This window comes from Pseudomonas sp. FP1742 (assembly GCF_030687145.1).
GTDB lineage: Bacteria > Pseudomonadota > Gammaproteobacteria > Pseudomonadales > Pseudomonadaceae > Aquipseudomonas > Aquipseudomonas frederiksbergensis_D.
Genome location: NZ_CP117460.1, coordinates 4,214,147 through 4,235,166, shown reverse-complemented (window position 1 = coordinate 4,235,166; position 21,020 = coordinate 4,214,147). Strand labels below are relative to the sequence as shown.

Annotated in this window: 17 protein-coding genes; 9 read left to right on the top strand and 8 right to left on the bottom strand. The window is 61.5% G+C overall.

Annotated features, from left to right (window positions below; all coding sequences use genetic code 11):
- Positions 1-172: 172 nt before the first annotated feature.
- A complete protein-coding gene (locus PSH64_RS18860; protein WP_018928044.1) occupies positions 173-538 on the bottom strand; it encodes a VOC family protein in 366 nt (121 codons plus the stop codon).
- Positions 539-645: 107 nt separating this feature from the next.
- Here PSH64_RS18860 and PSH64_RS18855 point away from each other — a divergent pair, with 107 nt between their 5' ends.
- Positions 646-1,428, top strand: coding sequence for a tellurite resistance TerB family protein (locus tag PSH64_RS18855; protein ID WP_019582702.1), 783 nt, complete (start codon positions 646-648; stop codon positions 1,426-1,428).
- Positions 1,429-1,549: 121 nt separating this feature from the next.
- On the opposite strand, the gene PSH64_RS18850 is transcribed toward PSH64_RS18855, so the two are convergent.
- The 5 genes from PSH64_RS18850 to PSH64_RS18830 form a co-directional block, all read right to left on the bottom strand.
- Positions 1,550-2,941: a VOC family protein gene (locus tag PSH64_RS18850; protein WP_305478194.1), complete on the bottom strand. Its 1,392-nt coding sequence runs from the start codon at positions 2,939-2,941 to the stop codon at positions 1,550-1,552.
- Between the two features lie 130 nt (positions 2,942-3,071).
- On the bottom strand, positions 3,072-4,289 hold the full coding sequence (gene glcF, locus PSH64_RS18845) for a glycolate oxidase subunit GlcF (RefSeq protein WP_305478193.1): 1,218 nt from the start codon (positions 4,287-4,289) through the stop codon (positions 3,072-3,074).
- Entirely contained in the window at positions 4,290-5,339 is a 1,050-nt protein-coding gene (gene glcE / locus PSH64_RS18840) for a glycolate oxidase subunit GlcE (protein ID WP_305478192.1), read from the bottom strand.
- A complete protein-coding gene (gene glcD / locus PSH64_RS18835; RefSeq protein WP_305478191.1) occupies positions 5,339-6,838 on the bottom strand; it encodes a glycolate oxidase subunit GlcD in 1,500 nt (499 codons plus the stop codon). Before glcD ends, glcE begins: the two co-directional genes overlap by 1 nt.
- 66 nt (positions 6,839-6,904) lie before the next feature.
- Complete coding sequence (locus PSH64_RS18830; RefSeq protein WP_305478190.1) at positions 6,905-7,849, bottom strand: alpha/beta fold hydrolase; 945 nt, start codon at positions 7,847-7,849, stop codon at positions 6,905-6,907.
- Positions 7,850-8,109: 260 nt separating this feature from the next.
- Here PSH64_RS18830 and PSH64_RS18825 point away from each other — a divergent pair, with 260 nt between their 5' ends.
- A complete protein-coding gene (locus tag PSH64_RS18825) occupies positions 8,110-9,183 on the top strand; it encodes a diguanylate cyclase (RefSeq protein ID WP_105341531.1) in 1,074 nt (357 codons plus the stop codon).
- A gap of 215 nt (positions 9,184-9,398) precedes the next feature.
- Positions 9,399-10,640, top strand: coding sequence for a M20/M25/M40 family metallo-hydrolase (locus PSH64_RS18820; protein WP_305478189.1), 1,242 nt, complete (start codon positions 9,399-9,401; stop codon positions 10,638-10,640).
- Positions 10,641-10,804: 164 nt separating this feature from the next.
- On the opposite strand, the gene PSH64_RS18810 is transcribed toward PSH64_RS18820, so the two are convergent.
- Positions 10,805-11,416, bottom strand: a complete 612-nt coding sequence (locus PSH64_RS18810) for a glutathione S-transferase (RefSeq protein ID WP_305478188.1) — start codon at positions 11,414-11,416, stop codon at positions 10,805-10,807.
- A 109-nt stretch (positions 11,417-11,525) separates the two neighbouring features.
- Positions 11,526-12,446, bottom strand: coding sequence for a MurR/RpiR family transcriptional regulator (locus tag PSH64_RS18805; protein WP_105341524.1), 921 nt, complete (start codon positions 12,444-12,446; stop codon positions 11,526-11,528).
- A gap of 311 nt (positions 12,447-12,757) precedes the next feature.
- Here PSH64_RS18805 and iolC point away from each other — a divergent pair, with 311 nt between their 5' ends.
- The 6 genes from iolC to iolD all read left to right on the top strand — a co-directional run bounded on the left by iolC (position 12,758) and on the right by iolD (position 21,019).
- Positions 12,758-14,695 (top strand): 5-dehydro-2-deoxygluconokinase, encoded by a 1,938-nt coding sequence (iolC, locus tag PSH64_RS18800; RefSeq protein ID WP_305478187.1) that lies wholly within the window; start codon positions 12,758-12,760, stop codon positions 14,693-14,695.
- A gap of 159 nt (positions 14,696-14,854) precedes the next feature.
- The gene (iolE, locus tag PSH64_RS18795) at positions 14,855-15,748 is read left to right on the top strand and encodes a myo-inosose-2 dehydratase (protein WP_305478186.1); all 894 of its coding nucleotides are present in this window, start codon (positions 14,855-14,857) and stop codon (positions 15,746-15,748) included.
- Positions 15,745-16,554 carry a 5-deoxy-glucuronate isomerase gene (iolB, locus tag PSH64_RS18790; RefSeq protein WP_305478185.1) on the top strand — a complete coding sequence of 270 codons (810 nt, stop codon included), beginning with the start codon at positions 15,745-15,747 and terminating at the stop codon, positions 16,552-16,554. Before iolE ends, iolB begins: the two co-directional genes overlap by 4 nt.
- A gap of 30 nt (positions 16,555-16,584) precedes the next feature.
- Positions 16,585-18,087 (top strand): CoA-acylating methylmalonate-semialdehyde dehydrogenase, encoded by a 1,503-nt coding sequence (locus PSH64_RS18785; protein ID WP_105341515.1) that lies wholly within the window; start codon positions 16,585-16,587, stop codon positions 18,085-18,087.
- 26 nt (positions 18,088-18,113) lie between these two features.
- Positions 18,114-18,935, top strand: coding sequence for a TIM barrel protein (locus tag PSH64_RS18780; protein ID WP_305478184.1), 822 nt, complete (start codon positions 18,114-18,116; stop codon positions 18,933-18,935).
- 152 nt (positions 18,936-19,087) lie between these two features.
- Positions 19,088-21,019, top strand: a complete 1,932-nt coding sequence (gene iolD, locus PSH64_RS18775) for a 3D-(3,5/4)-trihydroxycyclohexane-1,2-dione acylhydrolase (decyclizing) (RefSeq protein ID WP_305478183.1) — start codon at positions 19,088-19,090, stop codon at positions 21,017-21,019.
- Position 21,020: the final 1 nt, after the last annotated feature.

Here is a 21,020-nt window from a genome sequence, read left to right as displayed (position 1 = left end):
AAGCCAGTTATCACCCTGCTATTGAGGGCGTCGGCAAACCGGATCGGGTTGCAGGTATCGACCGGATTTTCGGGGATAAGGTTCACCACCTTTGAATCTTAGACGCCGCGCAAAAAAATACCCCGGAAATATCCGGGGTACGTCATGAGCGTTGTCTGCCTGTGTTGTCAGCTTAATGAGGAAAGAACACCCGCAGCCGATGGCTATCCGGGTCAAGGGCGACGAAGGTGCGACCGAAGTCGAGTTCGGTCGGTGTTTGCAGCATGGTCAGCCCGAGAGCGCTCCACTTGGCAAACAGTGCATCGACCTGTTCGGCAGACTCCACCGGGAACGCCAGCTCGGTCCCGCCGCCCGTTACAGTCGTTGCAGGTTCGGCGGTATGCCGCGACCAGAGCCCCAGTTTATAGCCGTCGTCCAGGACAAACAGGGCGAAGGTCGGCGATTCTTCCACGGGCTTGCGCTCCAGCAGAAACTCATAAAACCGTGCACTGACGGCGGGGTTGTCCACGAAAAGCAAAATGAAACGGGGAGTGATCATGGGGTTGCTCCATTAGAAGGTGGACGCAGCATAAAAGGAGGCGCTGTCAGTTTCTGTCAGGAGTGTGAAGAGGCATCTTTTGACGTCAGCCAGACGGAGTTGGCGGAATGTCCGGCGAGGACTATCGTTGCCTGACTTGGTTTCTGCCCATCAATGAGGACGTCGTCATGAACACCAGCGATTTGCTTGAGCAATTACTGCGAGCTGGCCAGGGCTCGTTGTCGCAACAAGGTGGTGGTGCGGCGTCGACTCAAGGCGGCTTGGGCGATTTGGGTGGCTTGCTCGGTGGCCTGTTGGGTGGCAGCGCGGGTGGAGGTGCTGGCGGCGGAGGTCTGGGAGGTTTGCTCGGTGGTCTGTTGGGCGGCGGTTCCCCTTCGGGCGGTTCAAGCCAAACGCGCTCGGGCGGCACCAACTATGCGGCGTTGGCCTCTTTGGGGATGATGGCGTTCCAGGCCTATCAGGCATGGCAACGCAGCCAGGCCTCGGCACCCCAACAGGCGCCGCGTACCGTTGATCTGTTGTCCGGTCCGGAAATCGAAGACCACAGCCACGCCATCCTTCGCGCCTTGATCGCCGCCGCCAAGGCCGACGGCCGTATCGACGACGCCGAGAAACAAATGATCAGCACTGAAATCGGCCGCCATACCGACGACCCGCAACTGCAACAATGGCTCGATGACGAAGTCGCCCGGCCGCTGGATGCCGCCGATGTGGCGCAGTCCGCCCAGGACCCGGGCATGGCCGCCGAGATGTACCTGGCCAGCGTGATGCTGGTGGACGATCAGCAGGATGCCGAGCGCAATTATCTGGACGAACTGGCCGCTGCACTGAAGATCGATCCAGAGCTGCAACTGCACCTGGAGCAACAGGCCAAGGGCGGTGCGGCTTAAAAGGTCGAAAATGTGCCGTGCCGGCAACGACGCGACGAACGACGGGGCGGCCCCTCCTGCATGAAATACGTATTTCTGCAGGAGCTGCCGCAGGGCTGCGATCTTTTCGCGGCCATAACGCCTAATCGGTAACCTTCAAGCCCAATGCTGCAAAACACTCTTCAATCGATCGCCGCTGCGTCTCGGCATACAAGCCCAACTCATCAATCGTCGACCGTCCCAGCGCCTTTTCGAACGCCTGTTGGTTCGAGTGCACACCATATTGGGTTTGCGCCGCGTCCCCGAGGTTCGACTGAAAAATCCCCGCCGCACTGACCGGCAGGAAATCTTCGTACACCAGCGGTTCTACCCGCACATACCCGTCACGGAGCAAATCCTCCAGCGACGCGCCTTTCAGATCATCCGCCGCCAGACCTTTTTCGGTCACGAAGTAGCGAAAGTACGCCAGTTCCTGTTGGCGCATTTCTTCAACGGTGTCAGGGAATTCGCCAAAGTGCTGCGTCATTAGCGCGTTGTAGCGTGCGGCATTGGCTTCGTTGGGGAACTCCTTGAGCTCATCCCGGGCGGCGTTGAGCAAACGGTCGTAAAGCGCCCGGCCCTTAGGCGTGAGCGCTGCGCCGCGCTGTTCGATTTCACCGAAGCGGGCGCTGTGGCTGCCGCGCGTCTGCGCTTGATCGGTAAACGCAATCGGCTCGTCCAGCGCCTTGAAACTGGTCTGACGCAGCAGAATCGGGCAGTGGCGGCGGGGCGGGCCTTCGATCACCGCTTTGGGGGTAATGCCGTGGGCGGGCATTTGTGCCTGGACGATATCGATGTCCAGGGTGCGTGGTGTCAGGTGATTGATGTGTGGGCCTTTGAAGGCCACCACGTCGGCGATCAGTCGATGCTGGGCGCTGAGTTGCTGGTACTGCTCGGCGGTGACGGTGGCGCTGTGGTGCCAGCGGAAGGTTTCCAGGGCTTGCGCGACGAAGTCCTGCGCCTCGTATTCGGTCAGCCCTCCCTGGGTTTCGGCGCGCTCGATGAGCGTCAGCGCGGCCGGGGTGAAGATTGAACGCTGGTCCAGTACCGACTGGGCAAAGGCCCGCAGTTCGGTGTCTTCGATCAGTTCCAGGCGCAGTAGCGAGGTGAACACCCGGAACGGGCTGACCTGCAACGCCGCCTCATGCACGGCGCGGAACGCGGTGGAATGCACCGGCACGCCGGCCGGGGTCAGGTCGTAGTAGCCCACCGGCTGCATGCCCATTACCGCGAACAAGCGGGCGAGGGTCGCCAGTTCAGCGGCGGTGCCGACGCGGATCGCACCGTGGCGTTCCAGGTCCAGCCGCTGGATTTCGCCGGTGCTGTGCAGTTGGCGGGCGATCTGCGGGTCGCTGTCCAGCACGTGGCGGTTGGTCTGTTCCACCAATTCCATCAGCGCGCCGTACAGCGGCACTTCTTCGCGGTACATGTCGGACATCGCTTTGGAGAAGCGTTGGCGGATCAGGTCAGGGCTGACGAAATTCGGGTGGCTCATGAAAAAAATTCCTGGCGCAGTGACGTAACGGATGCCGGAAAAGATCGCAGCCTTCGGCGGCGCCGACAAACGAAGTTTCTGACGAACTTCATTCTGCCAAGGACTGTTCTTGCAACGCAGGCGTGTTTGTTCAACGCAGCACTTGGTCCACCAGTTCGATCCAGTGTCTGACCGGCGTGCGTCCGGCGCTGTTGAGGTGGCTCTGGCAGCCGATGTTGGCGGTAGCGATGATGTCGGGGTGGCCGCTTTCCAGGGCGTTGAGTTTGTTGTCGCGCAGTTGCCGGGCCAGCTCTGGTTGGGTGATCGAATAGGTGCCCGCCGAGCCGCAACACAAATGACTGTCGGGGACTGCCGTGAGGTTGAAGCCCAGCCGCGTCAACACCGCTTCGACCGCGCCGCCGAGTTTCTGTGCGTGCTGCAAGGTGCAGGGGCAATGGAAGGCGATCCGCCGGTCGGTGGCGGCGCAGACCCGTTCCAACGGTTCATCGGCCAGCACTTGCACCAGGTCCAGGGCCATTTCGCTGACTCGCCGTGCCTTGTCTGCATAGACCGGGTCGCGCTCCAGCAGATGCCCATAATCCTTGATGAACGCGCCGCAGCCGCTGGCGGTTTGGACGATGGCTTCGGCGCCGTTTTCCAGGTGTGGCCACCAGGCGTCGATGTTGCGTCGGGCGCGGTCCAGGCCCATGGCCTGGGCGTCGAGGTGATAGTCCAGCGCACCGCAGCAGCCGGCTTGCGGCGCTGGAATCACACTGATTCCCAACCGATCCAGCACCCGCGCGGTCGCGGCATTGGTGTTCGGTGACAGACCGGGTTGCACGCAGCCTTCGAGCATCAGCACCCGGCGCGCATGCCGAGGGACGGGGCGTTCGCCCGGAGCAGGGAGGTCGTGGGGTAACTTCGCCTCTACCCCCCGTGGCAACAACGGCCGGAAAGTGGCGCCGATCTGCAGCAGGGTCTTGAACAGGTTCGGGTTCGGCGCCAGTGCCCGCAGGCCCTGACGCAACAGCCGTTGACTGGCCGGGCGCGGCACTGCTTGATCGATCACGGCGCGGCCAATGTCCAGCAGGTTGTGATAATCCACCCCGGACGGGCAGGTGGTTTCGCAGTTGCGGCACGTCAGGCAGCGATCCAGGTGCAATTGGGCCTGGGCCGTGGCGGGGGCGCCTTCGAGCACTTGCTTGATCAGGTAGATGCGCCCGCGTGGCCCGTCCAGTTCGTCGCCGAGCAGTTGATAGGTCGGACAGGTGGCGTTGCAAAACCCGCAGTGCACGCAGGTGCGCAGAATCTTGTCCGCTTCTTCGGCGCGGGGCAGTTTCCGGGACTGCTCGCTAAGGTTGGTTTGCATCTAGAACTCCGCGTACATCCGGCCAGGGTTGAACAGCCCTTGCGGGTCCAGTTGCGCCTTGAGTTGCCGGTGATAGCGCAGCAACGCCGGGGCCAGAGGCTGGAAAGGCGTTTCTGTGACGCCATGGCTGAAACAGGTGGCATGGCCGCCGTGCTGCTGAGCCAGTGATTGAATGTCATCGGCTGCGGTTTTCAGCCAGCGTTGCGCACCGCCCCAGTCGATCAATTGCTCGCCGGGCAAGTCCAGCGGCCCGAGGTTGTTGGGCAGTGACAAGCGCCACAGCGGCAGACCCTCATTAAAAAAGTCTAGTCGTTGTTCGTTCAGGTCGGACCAATAGGCCGAGTCCAACAGTTCGCCACCGAGCCGTTGATGGGCCGCCGCGACCGAGCCTTCGCCGCCTTCCAGGCGCAGGTACAAACGCAGGCCATCGTGGCTGGCAGCGCTGATGGGCAGCGGTTGCTGGCCCCATTGCGCCAGATTGGCCAAGGCGCGGGCGCAATCGATGTCCAGGCTGATGCTCAGGCATCGCCGGGGTTTGGGCAGTACTTTGAGCGAGACTTCGGTCAGCACCCCGAGGCAGCCGTAACTGCCAACCATCAGGCGCGACAGGTCATAACCGGCGACGTTTTTCATCACTTCGCCGCCAAAGCGCAGGTGAGTGCCGAGGCCGCTGATCACCCGGGTACCGAGGACAAAGTCGCGCACCGAACCGGACCATGGGCGCCGTGGCCCGGATAGCCCCGCGGCGATCATCCCGCCGACGGTGGCGCCTTCGCCGAACGATGGCGGCTCGCAGGGCAGCATTTGCCCGGCCGCATCCAGCGCGGCAAACAGTTCGCTCAACGGCGTGCCGGCGCGAACGCTGATCACCAGTTCCGTCGGGTCATAGCTGACGATGCCGCGATGGGCGCGGGTGTCGAGCACTTCTCCGGCCACTTCACGGCCGAGAAACGCCTTGGTGTTCCCTCCCTGAATGCGCAGCGGCGTGGCGTTTTCCCGCGCCTGCCTGACCTGTTCGAGCAGGGGGGCACTGGCATCGAAATCTGCCATCAGAAACGCTCCAGATCAGGGAACGGCAATTGCCCGGCGTGGATGTGCATCGCACCGAACTCCGCGCAGCGGTGCAGGGTCGGGATGTTCTTGCCGGGGTTGAGTAAACCCTGGGGGTCGAACGCGGCTTTCACGGCGTGAAACAGGGTCAATTCGTCACTGTTGAACTGCGCACACATCTGATTGATTTTCTCCCGGCCCACGCCGTGCTCGCCGGTGATGCTGCCGCCGACTTTCACACACAGTTCAAGGATCTTGCCGCCGAGGGCTTCGGCCCGTTCCAGTTCGCCGGGCTGGTTGGCGTCGAACAGGATCAGCGGGTGCATGTTGCCGTCGCCGGCATGGAACACGTTGGCCACCCGCAAGCCGTATTCCTGCGCCAGGCTGGCGATGCCCTTGAGCACGCCGGGCAGTTCGCGACGGGGGATGGTGCCATCCATGCAGTAGTAATCCGGCGAGAGGCGGCCGATGGCCGGGAAGGCGTTTTTGCGTCCGGCCCAGAACCGCACGCGCTCGGCCTCGTCCCGGGCCTGGCGCACCTCGCTGGCGCCGGCCTGTTGCAGCACCTCGCGGACTCGCTCGCAATCGTCCTGGACATCGGCTTCGACCCCGTCCAATTCGCAGAGCAGGATCGCCTCGGCCTCCACCGGGTAACCGGCGTGGATGAAATCCTCGGCGGCACGGATCGCCAGGTTGTCCATCATCTCTAGGCCACCGGGAATGATCCCGGCGGCGATGATCTCGGCCACCGCGCGGCCGGCCTTTTCCACGGAATCGAAACTGGCCAGCAGGACTTTGGCGACCTGGGGCTTGGGCAGCAGTTTGACCGTGACTTCGGTGATGATCCCCAGCAAGCCTTCGGAGCCGGTGAACAGCGCCAGCAGGTCAAACCCCGGCGCGTCCAGCGAATCGGCACCGAGGGTCAGGTGTTCGCCTTCGAGGGTCAGGATTTCGAGTTTCAGCAGATTGTGCACGGTCAGGCCGTACTTGAGGCAATGCACGCCACCGGCGTTTTCCGCGACGTTGCCGCCGATTGAACAAGCGATTTGCGAGGACGGGTCCGGTGCGTAATACAAACCGAAGGGCGCCGCTGCCTGGGAAATCGCCAGGTTGCGCACCCCTGGCTGGACCCGTGCGGTGCGGGCGGCGGGGTCGATGTGCAAGATGTTGTTGAATCGCACCATCACCAGCAACACGCCTTTGTCCAGCGGCAGCGCACCGCCGGACAACCCGGTGCCGGCCCCGCGCGCCACCACCGGCACGTTCCGGGCATGGCAGAGCTTGAGCAGTGCCTGCACCTGTTCAAGATGCCGGGGCAGGGCCACCAGCATCGGCGTGGTGCGATAGGCCGAGAGACCGTCGCACTCGTAGGGCTTGAGCTCTTCCTCGCGCCAGAGGATGTCCAGGTCCGGCACCTCCTGCTGCAAGGCTTTGAGCAGCACGGCCTTGTCGACATTGGGCAAAACACCGTCGATGCGTTCGTCGTAAAGAATGTTCATCAATCGCGCCTCGTATGAATCGCCGAGCATCCCCCCGAATTATCTGCCAAAACCCCACAGCAGCTGCTACGAGGCGGTGGGAGTCATGTGATGCGCCCGCAAAAACTCCCGGTACAAGCGTGCTGTTTTGGTCGGCTGCTCAACCATCGGCATGTGGCCGACACCGTCCCAGATTTCCACCCGCAGATCGGCAATGCCCTTGCTCCAGACCGGCACGCTACTGACGTCGATCAAGCGGTCCTTGCGCCCCCAAAGCAGCAGCGCCGGGCATTTGATGTCGGGCAGTTTCGGCTCCATCGGCGGGCTGGCGTGGAAGTCCCTGAAGATTTCTTCCAGCTCGTCGCGCTGCTGTTCATAGCGCTGGGCGACGGCGTCCAGCACAACCCCCGGCACCCAAGGCGGGGAGGCCATGGTCATGGCGTAGAAATGCTTGAACTCTTCACGGGAATGGATCAGGAACGGGTTGTGGCCGCGGGCCAGGTGGCGGTCCATGTCACTGGGTTCCGGGGCGGTGACGCCGGCCGGGTCGAGCAGTGCCAGCGAAACGATGCGCTCGGGGTAATTGGCCGCCAGCCACGCCGCGATGTAGCCGCCCATGGAGTTGCCGATCACATGCACCTTCTCGACCCCGCAGACATCGAGCAACTGGATCAACCGTTTGGCCTGAACCGGAATATCGTAGCCGCCACCGGCCTTGAAACCGGTTTCGCCATGGCCGGCGAGGTCGGGGATGATCACCCGGTAGTCGTTGACAAAATGCCGGGCAAAACGCAGCCAGATATTCTTGTCGGCGCTGTAGCCATGCAGCATCAGTATGTTGCTGGAGGCTTCGTAGGGCCCGCCTTGCCAGGTCGAGACAGTCATTTCGGTGATCGGCACGACAAGCTTGTGCAACCGATACAGCCGGGCCTCCAGCGCCATGTTCAAGTCATAGAGCCAGTAACCGATGGCCGGGTAACTCAACCAGCTCCAGGCCACAAAGACAGCGATAGCGACAACCAACAGAAGCATCAGGCTATTCCTTTGCAGTGATCAGGACGGAATGTGGTTGGCGGAGCCTCTGCAGGGGCCTCCTGTTTATCGTGATTTATCGAGCCCTTCCTTCATGTATAGACAAACATTGGGCACTCGCCTCATGTCGATGCCACACTATTGAGTGTCACCAGCTGTCAGACCGTCATTCGGTGATGGCTATTTGCCGTTACCCTGATAGACTTCAAACACTTTCACCCATGTGATATCAGGCTCGGTTCAGTGGTACAGAGGCCTCTATGGAAAAGAAGGGAGGAAAGGGACTTTCATTGGCCAGGAGGCTTTACGCGTCACGCATCCTCGGTTTGGCCCTTGGGCTGGTGTGCGTCGGTGCGGGGATGTATCCACTGAACCCCGCGCCCTGGGTCTGGGGGGTGATGCTGTTCAATGGCATCATCTGGCCGCATGTGGCCTATCAATGGGCACGTCGGGCGAAGGTTCCTTTCCACGCCGAACACCGCAACATTCTGGTGGACGCGTTTCTCGGTGGTTTCTGGGTGGCCGCCATGCAGTTCAATCCGCTGCCCAGCGCGGCCACGCTGTCGATGATGGCGATGCACAACGTGGCCATCGGTGGTTTGCGTTTTCTGTTGGTGGGCGCCGTCGCGCAGGTGCTCGGGATAGGCCTCGGACTGCTGGTGTTCATGCCGGCTTTTGTCCCGCAGACCAATCCATTTCAGCTATACGCCTGTTTGCCTTTGCTGTCGATTTATCCGCTGTCCCTGGGCTGGATCTGCTTCCGTCAGGCCCACACCCTCGGCCAACACAAGCGCGAATTGCTGGCCCTGAGCCGCACCGACAGCCTGACCGGCCTGTTGAATCACGGTGCCTGGAAAGACCAGCTGGAAATCGAGTTCCAGCGTTGCCGGCGCCAGCAGCAGGGCGGGGCGATTGCGTTGATCGACATCGACCATTTCAAAACCATCAACGACACCTATGGCCACGTCGCCGGCGATATCGTCCTGCGTCAGCTGAGCAAAATGCTCAAACAGAACCTGCGTGCCGCCGATGTCGCCGGGCGGTATGGCGGCGATGAGTTTTGCGTGCTGCTGCCGGACTTGCCACTGGACCGCGCCGCCGTAGCGATGGATGCGCTGCGTGCCCGTTTCGCCACGTTGGGTTCCGAACGCAATCCGGCGCTGAAAGTCAGCTTGAGCATCGGCCTGGCGGCCTTCAACCCGGATCACGACGACGCGACCCTATGGCTCAACGATGCCGACCAGGCGCTCTACGAAGCCAAGACCACCGGGCGTAATCGCGTCATCTGCCATGGCGACGGCAAGCCGCGTAAAGAGTTGCTCGACTCTGTTTAATCCCACCGCACAAGTCCCCTGTGGGAGCGGGCTTGCTTGCGAAGACGGAGTGTCAACCGACATTATCATTGGCTGATACACCGCTTTCGCGAGCAAGCCCGCTCCCACATTGGTTCTTCGGTGAATCAGGTTTGTATGTGTCGCATCCGGTGTAGAGCCTTGCGTCGTAGTCAGGTAGGGTCTAAAGACCCCCGACACGAAACAAGGATCGATTCATGACGTTCAAGCTCCCGCGCTCTCTCCTGGCCACCAGCCTTGGCCTGACCCTCGCCCTCGGCGCCTTCACCCCCGCAGCCTTCGCCGAACCCCACAAACAAGTCCTCGCCGATGCCGAACAGTACAAGGGTGAAGCCCTGAAACTACTGGAACGGTTGGTGAACATCGACTCCGGCTCCGGTTATGAGCCGGGTTTGACCCGGGTGAGTGACATCGCCATCGAAGAGTTGAAAAAACTCGGTGCCACCATCGAACTCGTGCCCAACACCCCGGACAAAAGCAGCCATGTGCTGGCTACGCTCAAAGGCACCGGCAAGGCGAAAATCCTGCTGATGGCGCACATGGACACTGTGTTCAAGGAAGGCTCCGCCGCCGAGCGCCCGTTCCACATCAAGGACGGCCGCGCCTATGGGCCGGGCGTGATGGACGACAAGGGAGGCATCGTCGCCGGGATCTACGCGCTGAAAATCCTCAAGAACCTCGACTTCAAGGACTACGCGCAGATCACCTTCCTGCTCGATGCCAGTGAAGAAACTGGTTCGGACGTCGCCACCGACCTGATCAAGAAAACCGCCAAGGCCCACGACGTGACCCTCAACCTCGAACCGGGTCGCCCGGCCGATGGACTGGTGGTGTGGCGCAAAGGCAGCGCCACCGCCGTGGTCGAGGTCAAGGGCAAGGCGGCCCACGCAGGGGTAGCGCCGGAGTTGGGGCGTAACGCTGCCATGGAAGCCGCGCACCAGATTCTGCAACTCGGCAAACTGGGCGATGAAGCGAAGAAAACCACCATCAACTTCACCGTGCTCAAGGCTGGCGACCGCACCAACGTGATTCCGGATCAGGCCACGGCCAAGGCTGACGTGCGGGCGGCGGTGCCAGAAGAGTTCGACCGGATCGAGAAGGACCTGGCACGGGTTTCCAAGGACAAACTGATTGCCGATACGGAAGTCACCACCAGCCTCAAGCGCGGCTTGCCACCGATGCCGCAAACGGCGGAATCGGATCGCTTGATGGCCATGGCCCAGGGCATTTACGGCGAAATTGGCCGCAAGTTGACGGAAGAAGGCAGCGGCGGGGCGGCGGATGCCAGTTTGTCCGCGGGTGTTGGCACGCCGACGCTGGACGGGTTCGGGATTGTCGGCGGCAATATCCATACGCCTGAGGAGTACGCCGAGGTCGAAAGCGTGGCGCCGCGGATTTATTTGCTGTCGCGGATGATTATGGAATTGGCCAAGCCGTAATCGACCAGACTCAACCGCCAGACAGCTAAGGTGCACAACCTGTGGGAGCGGGCTTGCTCGCGAAAGCGGTGTATCAGACGACGATGATCTCGACTGACACTCCGCCTTCGCGAGCAAGCCCGCTCCCACAGGGATTTGTGGTGTTTTATCTTCCGGCGTACTGCCTACTCGATCGGTGTATCGACAAACACCTCAAGCCCCTCGGCATACGCCGTGAACGCGCTGATTCGCGGAAACTGCTTGGCCTCCACCTGATCCGGCACCACCAGGTTGGTAAAACTCCAGGCCACCGCCAGGGTAATTCCGTCCTGCGCAATCGAACCGTCGGTCTTCAGCGGCTGTTTCTCCAGCTCCCGCTCCAGCGCCGAATACGCCGCCGCCAATTGCCCCTCGACCCGTTCCACCCAAGGGCTGTACTGAATCTCCGCTGGCCGCAGGTTGCGTTCGTAGTAAAGCTGCACCGACTTCTCGCACGCCGCCAATGCCAGGCCGATCAGTCGCAGCGAGTGCAGGCGTCGGTCTGGATTGTCGGATATCAGGCTTTTACCCGGCGCGGCCAGGGCTTCGAGGTAATCGATGATCAGCGTTGAATCCATCAACACCTCACCGTCATCCAGCACCAGGGTCGGTGCCTTCACCACCGGGTTGATCTGCTGGAACTGCTCGAAGTTCCTGAACACTGAAACCGACGCGTGTTCCAGCGGGATGCCCAGGCATTTGGCGGAAATGGCGACGCGTCGCACGTAGGGCGAATCCAGCATGCCGATCAGTTTCATTGAGCCTCTCCTTACAGACGGTCCTTGGGGAGGGACAACCTTAGCCGAGGTTCAGCGACCTGCAAGCGGTTTCGCGCTAATCCTCAGGCCTATTGTTCATCCTCGAAGGCTAATCCTCAAAGCCTGCCTGCTCATGAATCTCATCGACCTTCAATTCCAGTCGATAAGCCACGGCGATGAACAGCGCCTGGCACAGGCACAAGGTCGCACTCAACGAGCGGAAGGCAAATGAGCTGCCCTCGTTGACCAACAGCACGGTGTTGGCGCGCTTGGCCAACGGCGAGAGGTTGCTGTCGGTGATGATCAGGGTTTTCGCCTGATGGTGCTGGGCGATGCGAAGGCAGTGCTGGGTTTCCTTGCCGTAAGGCGTGAAGCTGATGGCGATCACCAGGTCATTGGCGCGCACGCTGCGCATCTGCTCGCGGTAACTGCCGCCAAGGCCCGACACCAGGTGGATGCGCTTGTTGGTGTGTTGCAGGTTGTAGACCAGGTAATCGGCCACCGCGAACGAGCGACGCACCCCGACCACGTAGATGTTGTCGGCATTCACCACCAGGTCCACGGCCTTGTCGAAGGCCTGGTCATCGAGTTCCAGCCCCAATCGCTCGATGCCCGACAGGGTGGCGTTGATGCATTCGCGCGCCAGGTCGCCGCCGCTGGCCTTCTGCGACTTGTTGGCGATCATGCTGCGGATGCGTTGCTGGTAGTTCTGCACCGGCGTGGTCTTGTGGGTGTAGGCCTCGCGAAACAGCGCCTGCATTTCACTGAACCCGCTGAAGCCGAAGCGCTGGGAAAAGCGCACGATGGCCGACGGGTGCACTTCGCATTCGCGGGCGATGTCGCTGATGCGGTCGACCATGATCCGGTCGCTCTGCTGGCTCATATAGCTGGCGATGCGTTTGAGCTGGCGCGGCAGGCTTTCGTATTCCTCGGTGATCAGCTGCAACAGACGCTCGGCATTGATCGGAGGGCTGGCGAGATCGCTGGCGGGCGAGCTCTCGGTCGTAGCCGGCTGATCGGTGCGGGACATAAGAAATCCTTCTGGCTTGTTCTTATAGAGATGACGGTTCTCGTCACCCCCTGACAATAGGTTGGCTGTGCGCAGTCTACAGGGTAGGCCGGAATAAAATCTTGAGCTTGCAACCGGCTTGGAGCTTGCTGAAACGATGCACGGTGTCTGGAACGCTTGTATCAAAGTTTATTGGAAAAAATATTCCACGTAAAAAATATATAGAATAATTATTGATTGTTCGGTCCCGGTCGTTTTAGTCTGCATCCACCAAGAGTGTTCGGCGCCTTCATCGCCCCGAACGCAGGCTGATAAAAATAACAGGAGCCAGCATGGGCCAGACTCGTTTTGCCAGTGGGCGTCAATTGGATCTGATTTGCCTCGGGCGCCTTGGCGTCGACCTCTACGCGCAGCAAGTCGGGGCGCGGCTGGAGGATGTGAGCAGCTTCGCCAAGTACCTGGGCGGTTCGTCCGCCAACATCGCCTTCGGCACCGCGCGGCTGGGGCTGAAGTCGGCGATGTTGAGCCGGGTAGGGGACGACCACATGGGCCGTTTCCTCGTTGAATCCCTGGTCCGTGAAGGCTGCGACGTCAGCGGCATCAAGGTCGATCCGGAACGCCTGACCGCCATGGTCCTGCTGGGCCTCAAGGATCGCGAAACCTTTCCCCTGGTGTTCTACCGCGAAAACTGCGCCGACATGGCGTTGCGCGCCGAAGACATCAGCGAAGCCTTTATCGCTTCCAGCAAAGCCCTGCTGATCACCGGCACCCATTTCTCCACCGACGGCGTCTACAAGGCGAGCATTCAGGCGCTGGACTACGCCGAAAAGCACAATGTCAAACGGGTGCTGGACATCGACTACCGCCCGGTGCTCTGGGGCCTGGCCGGCAAGGCGGACGGCGAAACCCGTTTCGTCGCCGACCAGAACGTCAGCCAGCACGTGCAGAAAATCCTCCCGCGTTTCGACCTGATCGTCGGCACTGAAGAAGAGTTCCTGATCGCCGGCGGTTCCGAGGATCTGCTCACCGCGCTGCGCAATGTCCGGCGCCTGAGCGCGGCGACGTTGGTGGTCAAGCTCGGCCCGCAAGGTTGCACGGTGATTCACGGGGCGATCCCGGCGTGTCTCGAAGACGGCGCGATCTATCCCGGTGTGCGCGTCGAAGTGCTGAATGTGCTGGGGGCCGGCGATGCCTTCATGTCGGGCTTCCTCAGTGGCTGGCTGGAGGACGCCAGCGACGAGCGCTGCTGCCAGTTGGCCAATGCCTGCGGCGGTCTGGTGGTGTCGCGCCATGCCTGCGCCCCGGCGATGCCGACCCGCGCCGAACTCGATTACCTGTTCAACAGCCCGGTGCCGATCACCCGGCCGGATCAGGACGTGATATTGCAGCGTCTGCATCAGGTCAGCGTGCCGCGCAAACAATGGAAGCAACTGTTCATTTTCGCCTTCGATCATCGCGGGCAGCTGGTGGAGCTGGCCCACAAGGGCGGGCGCGACCTGAACGCTATCTGCGAACTCAAACAACTCTTTATCAAAGCCGTGGAACGGGTCGAGGCGGATTTGCGTGAGCAGGGCGTCGACGCCGATGTCGGCTTGCTGGCCGATCAACGTTTCGGCCAGGACTCGCTGAACGCCGCCACCGGTCGTGGCTGGTGGGTGGCACGGCCGGTGGAAGTGCAGGGTTCGCGGCCATTGGCGTTCGAACACGGGCGTTCGATCGGCAGCAACCTGATCGCCTGGCCGCAAGAACAGATCATCAAATGCCTGGTGCAATTCCATCCCGACGACGAGCCGCTGCTGCGTCTGGAGCAGGAGGCGCAGATCAAGGGCCTGTATCAGGCCTCGCAAGTCAGCGGGCACGAGTTGCTGCTGGAGATCATTCCACCCAAGGATCACCCATCACCGCATCCAGACGTGCTCTATCGCGCCCTCAAACGCCTCTACAACTTGGGCATCTACCCGGCGTGGTGGAAGATCGAAGCGCAAAGCGCCGAGGAGTGGAAACAACTCGACGAGCTGATCCAGGAACGCGACCCGTATTGCCGTGGCGTGGTGCTGCTGGGCCTGAATGCCCCGGCGGCGACCTTGGCCGAAGGGTTTCAACAGGCCAGCCAGAGCCAGACCTGCCGTGGTTTCGCCGTGGGCCGGACGATCTTCCAGGAACCGAGCCGCGCGTGGCTGGCCGGTGAAATCGATGACGAAGCGCTGATCCGCCAGGTGCAGGGCACCTTCGTCGAACTGATCGATGCCTGGCGCACGGCCCGCGCTTGATTGAACACCGCAATACCTGTGGGAGCGGGCTTGCTCGCGAAGACGGCGGCACAGTCAACATTAATGCCGTTTGATACACCGCTTTCGCGAGCAAGCCCGCTCCCACAAGGGTTCAGCGTCGTTCTTACTGATTTGTGTAAAACAATAAAAGGTGCAGCCATGCCCGCTATCCGAATTGGCATCAACCCGATCTCCTGGAGCAACGACGACCTGCCGTCCCTCGGTGGCGAGACGCCGTTGAGCACCGCCCTCAGTGAAGGCAAGGACATTGGCTACGAAGGCTTCGAACTCAACGGCAAGTTCCCCAAGGATGCCAAGGGCGTCGGCGATGTGCTGCGCCCCTATGACCTGGCGTTGGTGTCTGGCTGGTATTCCAGTCGTCTGGCCCGCCGCTCGGTGGCCGAGGAAATCGACGCCATTGGCAGCCATGTCGAGCTGCTGGCGAAGAACGGCGCCACGGTGCTGGTCTATGGCGAAGTCGCCGACTCCATTCAAGGCCAGCGCATTCCACTGGTCGAGCGCCCGCGTTTCCACACCGAGCAGGCCTGGCAAGAATACGCCGACAAACTCACCGAACTGGCGCGTTTCACCCTGTCCCAGGGCGTGCGTCTGGCCTATCACCATCACATGGGCGCCTACGTCGAATCTCCGGCGGATATCGACAAATTGATGGCGCTGACCGGCAGCGAAGTCGGCCTGCTGTTCGATTCGGGCCACTGCTATATGGGGGGCGGCGAACCGTTGCAGGTGCTGCGCAAACACATCGAGCGAGTCTGCCACGTGCATTTCAAGGATGTGCGCAAACCGGTGGTGCAACTGGCGCGCAATAACCTGTGGAGCTTCCCCGATTGCATCATCAACGGCACGTTCACCGTGCCCGGCGATGGCGACATCGACTTCGGTGCCTTGCTCGACGTATTGCTGGGCGCCGATTACCACGGCTGGCTGGTGGTGGAAGCCGAGCAGGATCCGGCGGTGGCACCGAGTTACGTCTACGCCAAAAAAGGCTACGACACCCTGCGTGCCTTACTCGACGAGAGGACCGCGCAATGAGCCTGCTGGTCAAAAGCAATGCCCGTGGCCGGACCATGGTCGAGCTGGGGCAGGGTGAGCTGGAATACGTCGGCTTTGCCGCTTACCGCCTGAGCCTCGGCGAAACCCTGCCGGTCAGCGCGGGTGACAAGGAATTGTGCCTGGTGCTGCTCAGCGGTCGGGTCGGGATCAAGGGTGAGGCGCCGGGGCAGGGCGCGTTCGACTGGGACAACATCGGCGATCGCCAGTCGGTGTTCGAAGACAAATCACCGTTCGCGGCCTATTTGCCACCCGGCAGCCAGGCCCAGGTGGTGGCGTTGAGCGACGTGCAAATCGCCGTGTGCGCGGCCCCCGGTTCCACCGCCGAAAACCTCGGCCCACGGTTGATCAAACCCGACAGCATGAAACGCAGCGTGCGCGGCAAGGGGGCCAACACCCGTTATGTCTGCGACATCCTGCCGGACACCGAACCGGCCCATTCGCTGCTGGTGGTGGAAGTGCGTACGCCGTCCGGGCATTCATCGAGCTACCCGCCACACAAGCACGACACCGACGATCTGCCGCACCAGAGCTTTCTCGAAGAAACCTATTACCACCAGATCAACCCGCCCCAGGGCTTCGTGTTCCAGCGGGTCTACACCGACGATCGCAGTATCGATCAGGCCATGGCCGTGGAAAACAGTGACCTGGTGGTGGTGCCCAAGGGTTATCACCCGGTCAGCGTGCCCTACGGCTATGAGTCGTATTACCTGAACGTGATGGCCGGCCCGAAACGCGTCTGGCAGTTCCATAACGATCCGCAGCACAGCTGGCTACTGGATCTCTAAATTCCAACATTCAAAGGGAGAACAAGAACAATGAGCGACGCCCCGGTCATAGGCCATTACATCGACGGTCAGGTGCAGGACAGCGGCAGCGAGCGGTTCAGCAATGTCTTCAATCCGGCCACCGGCAGCGTTCAGGCGCGGGTCGGGCTGGCCAGCCAGAAGACCGTGGATGAGGCCGTCGCTTCGGCCATGAAGGCGTTCCCGGCCTGGTCCGAGCAATCTTCCCTGCGCCGTTCGCGGGTGATGTTCAAGTTCAAGGAATTGCTCGACCGCCATCACAACGAACTGGCCGAAATCATCAGCCGCGAACACGGCAAGGTGTTCTCCGACGCCAAGGGCGAAGTGACCCGTGGTATCGAAATCGTCGAATACGCCTGCGGTGCGCCGAACCTGCTGAAAACCGATTTCAGCGACAACATCGGCGGTGGCATCGACAACTGGAACCTGCGCCAGCCATTGGGCGTCTGCGCGGGCGTTACGCCGTTCAACTTCCCGGTGATGGTGCCGCTGTGGATGATCCCGCTGGCGCTGGTCACCGGTAACTGCTTCATTCTCAAACCGTCCGAGCGTGATCCTTCCGCCAGTTTGCTGATGGCCCGCTTACTCACCGAAGCCGGCTTGCCGGACGGTGTGTTCAACGTGGTCCAGGGCGACAAGGCGGCAGTCGACGCCTTGCTGCAACACCCGGACATCGAGGCGATTTCCTTTGTCGGCTCGACGCCGATTGCCGAGTACATCCACCAGCAAGCGACCTCGCGCGGCAAACGCGTACAGGCGCTGGGCGGGGCGAAGAACCACATGATCGTCATGCCCGATGCCGATCTGGACCAGGCGGCGGATGCGCTGATCGGCGCGGCGTACGGCTCGGCCGGTGAGCGCTGCATGGCGATTTCGATTGCCGTGGCGGTCGGTGACGTTGGCGACCAATTGATTGCCAAACTGCTGCCACGCATCGATCAACTGAAAGTCGGCAATGGCATGCAAGGCGACAGCGACATGGGGCCGCTGGTGACCGCCGAGCACAAGGCCAAGGTCGAGGGTTTTATCGGCGAGGGCGTGGCCCAGGGCGCGCAGCTGATTGTCGACGGGCGCAACTTCAAGGTGCCAGGCGCCGAGAACGGTTTCTTCGTTGGCGCGACGCTGTTCGACAAGGTCACGACCGAGATGAGCATCTACCAGCAAGAGATCTTCGGCCCGGTGCTGGGCATTGTGCGCGTGCCGGATTTCGCCAGCGCCGTGGCGCTGATCAACGCCCATGAATTCGGCAACGGCGTATCGTGTTTCACCAGCGACGGCGGCATCGCCCGCTCGTTTGCCCGCAGCATCAAGGTCGGCATGGTCGGCATCAACGTACCGATTCCGGTGCCCATGGCCTGGCACTCGTTCGGCGGCTGGAAGCGCTCGCTGTTCGGTGATCACCATGCTTATGGCGAAGAAGGCATTCGCTTCTACAGCCGCTACAAAAGCGTGATGCAGCGTTGGCCCGACAGCATCGCCAAGGGCCCTGAATTCAGCATGCCGACAGCCAAATAACTCACTTGTGCGGAGAACAACAAAAAATGAGCAAACCCCTGCGTTTCGCCTTGAACCGTATGGTCGCCCCACGTTTGTCCCTGCCGGCGTTCATCGAGTTGGCGGTGACCCTCAAGGCCGATGCCATCGAGATTCGCAATGACCTCAAAGGCGTCGAGATCGAGGACGGTACCGCACCCGAAAACGTCCGTGAGCTGTGCGCGGCCAAAGGCATCACGGTGCTGTCGATCAACGCGCTGTATCCATTCGATGTCTGGAATGACGAGCGCCGCGCACACGCCCTGAGGCTTGCCGCTTATGCCCGTGATTGTGGCGCACGGGGCTTGGTGATGTGCCCATTGAACGACCGCGCCGATCCACGAACCGAAGCGCAGCGTGCGTCCGGCCTGCGCACGGCGTTGAGTGAACTGGCGCCGATCCTGCGCGATCACGGCATTCTCGGCTTCATCGAACCGCTGGGTTTCGAAGAGTGTTCGCTGCGGCGCAAACGCACGGCGGTTGATGCGATCAAGGCCATCGGTGGGCTGGATGTGTTCCGTCTGGTGCATGACACCTTTCACCATCACCTGGCCAACGAACATGAGTTTTTCCCCGAGCTGACCGGGCTGGTGCACATCTCCGGCGTCGAAGATGCCGAGGCACCGCTGGCGACCATTCGTGACGGCCATCGGGTGCTGGTGGGCGAGGGCGACATCCTCGGTAATGCGGCGCAGATCGACACCTTGCTCAGTAGCGGCTACAGCGGTTACCTGTCGTTCGAACCGTTTGCCGACAGCGTCCATGGCCTGGCGGATATCCAGACGGCGATCGGCGCGAGCATGGATCACCTGCAAAAGTCCCTGGCCTGATACTGCTTTTGAACTGATGGAGATCAACTGTGGGAGCGGGCTTGCTCGCGAAAACGGCGGCGCATTCAACATTGAAGTTGCCTGACACACCGCCTTCGCGAGCAAGCCCGCTCCCACATTGATCGGATTTGCATTCACAAAAAGGTGCAAGCATGACCACAACAAGACTGACCATGGCCCAGGCCCTGGTGAAATTCCTCGATAACCAGTACATCGAGGTCGATGGGGTTCAGAGCAAATTCGTCGCCGGGATCTTTACCATTTTTGGCCACGGCAATGTGTTGGGTCTGGGGCAAGCCCTGGAACAGGACAGCGGTGATCTGATCGTCCATCAGGGCCGCAACGAACAAGGCATGGCCCACGCCGCCATCGGTTTCGCCAAGCAACACCTGCGGCGCAAGATCTACGCCTGTTCTTCATCGGTGGGCCCGGGTGCGGCGAACATGCTGACCGCTGCCGCGACGGCCACCGCCAACCGTATTCCCTTGCTGCTGTTGCCCGGCGACGTTTATGCGTGCCGCCAACCAGACCCGGTGTTGCAACAGATCGAGCAGTTCCACGACCTGAGCATCAGCACCAACGATGCGTTCAAGGCCGTGAGCAAATACTGGGACCGGATCAACCGTCCCGAGCAACTGATGACCGCGGCGATCCACGCCATGCGCGTGCTCACCGACCCCGCCGAAACCGGCGCCGTCACCCTGGCCCTGCCGCAAGACGTGCAGGCCGAGGCGTACGACTATCCCGATTACTTCCTGCAAAAACGCGTGCACCGCATCGAGCGCCGTCCGGCCACCGAAGCGATGCTTGGCGATGCCGTGGCGCTGTTCAAAGGCAAGCGCAAACCGCTGATCATCTGCGGCGGTGGGGTCAAGTATTCCGGTGCCAATGCAGCGTTGCAGGCCTTTGCCGAGCGCTTCGATATTCCTTTCGCCGAAACCCAGGCCGGCAAGAGCGCGGTGGTGTCCAGCCATCCACTGAACGTCGGCGGAATCGGCGAAACCGGTTGCCTGGCGGCGAACCTGTTGGCCAGGGACGCTGACTTGATCATCGGCGTCGGCACCCGCTACAGCGATTTCACCACCGCGTCGAAATCCTTGTTCAAACACCCGGACGTGCAATTTCTCAACCTCAATATCAGCCCTTGCGATGCGCTGAAACTCGATGGCGTGCAACTGTTGGCGGACGCCAAAACCGGTTTGCAAGCGTTGGCCGATGTGTTGGGTGATTACCGTTCCAGTTGGGGCGATCAACCCCGGCAAGCCAGGGCGCAGCTGGACGAGGAAGTCGACCGCCTCTATCAGGTCGAGTACCAGACTCAGGACTTCGTGCCGGAAATCAACGACCATCTGGACCCGGCGGTATTGCGCGAATTCATCGAGCTGACCGGTTCCTGCCTGACCCAGAGCCGGGTGCTCGGTGTGCTCAATGAAACCCTGGCCGATGATGCGGTGATCGTCGCCGCCGCCGGCAGCCTACCCGGCGACTTGCAGCGCAGCTGGCGCAGCAAGGGCGTGAACACCTACCACGTCGAATACGGTTATTCGTGCATGGGTTATGAGGTGAATGCCGCATTGGGCGTGAAGCTCGCCGAGCCTGAGCACGAGGTCTATGCGCTGGTGGGCGACGGCTCCTACATGATGCTGCACTCGGAGCTGGCAACCTCGATCCAGGAGCGCCGCAAGATCAACGTGGTGCTGCTGGACAACATGACCTTCGGCTGCATCAACAACCTGCAAATGGAACACGGCATGGACAGCTTCGGCACCGAGTTCCGCTTCCGCAATCCTGAAACCGGCAAGCTCGATGGCGCCTTCGTGCCGGTGGATTTCGCCATGAGCGCGGCGGCTTACGGCTGCAAGACTTACAAGGTGAACACGGTTGAAGAGCTGCGAGCCGCGTTGGCGGATGCACGGTTGCAGACGGTGTCGACGCTGATCGACATCAAGGTCCTGCCCAAAACCATGATTCACAAATACCTGTCGTGGTGGCGGGTCGGCGTGGCGCAAGTCTCCACCAGCGCGCGCACTGACGCAGTGGCCAAGACCCTCAACGAACGATTGGCCAAGGCCCGTCAATACTGAT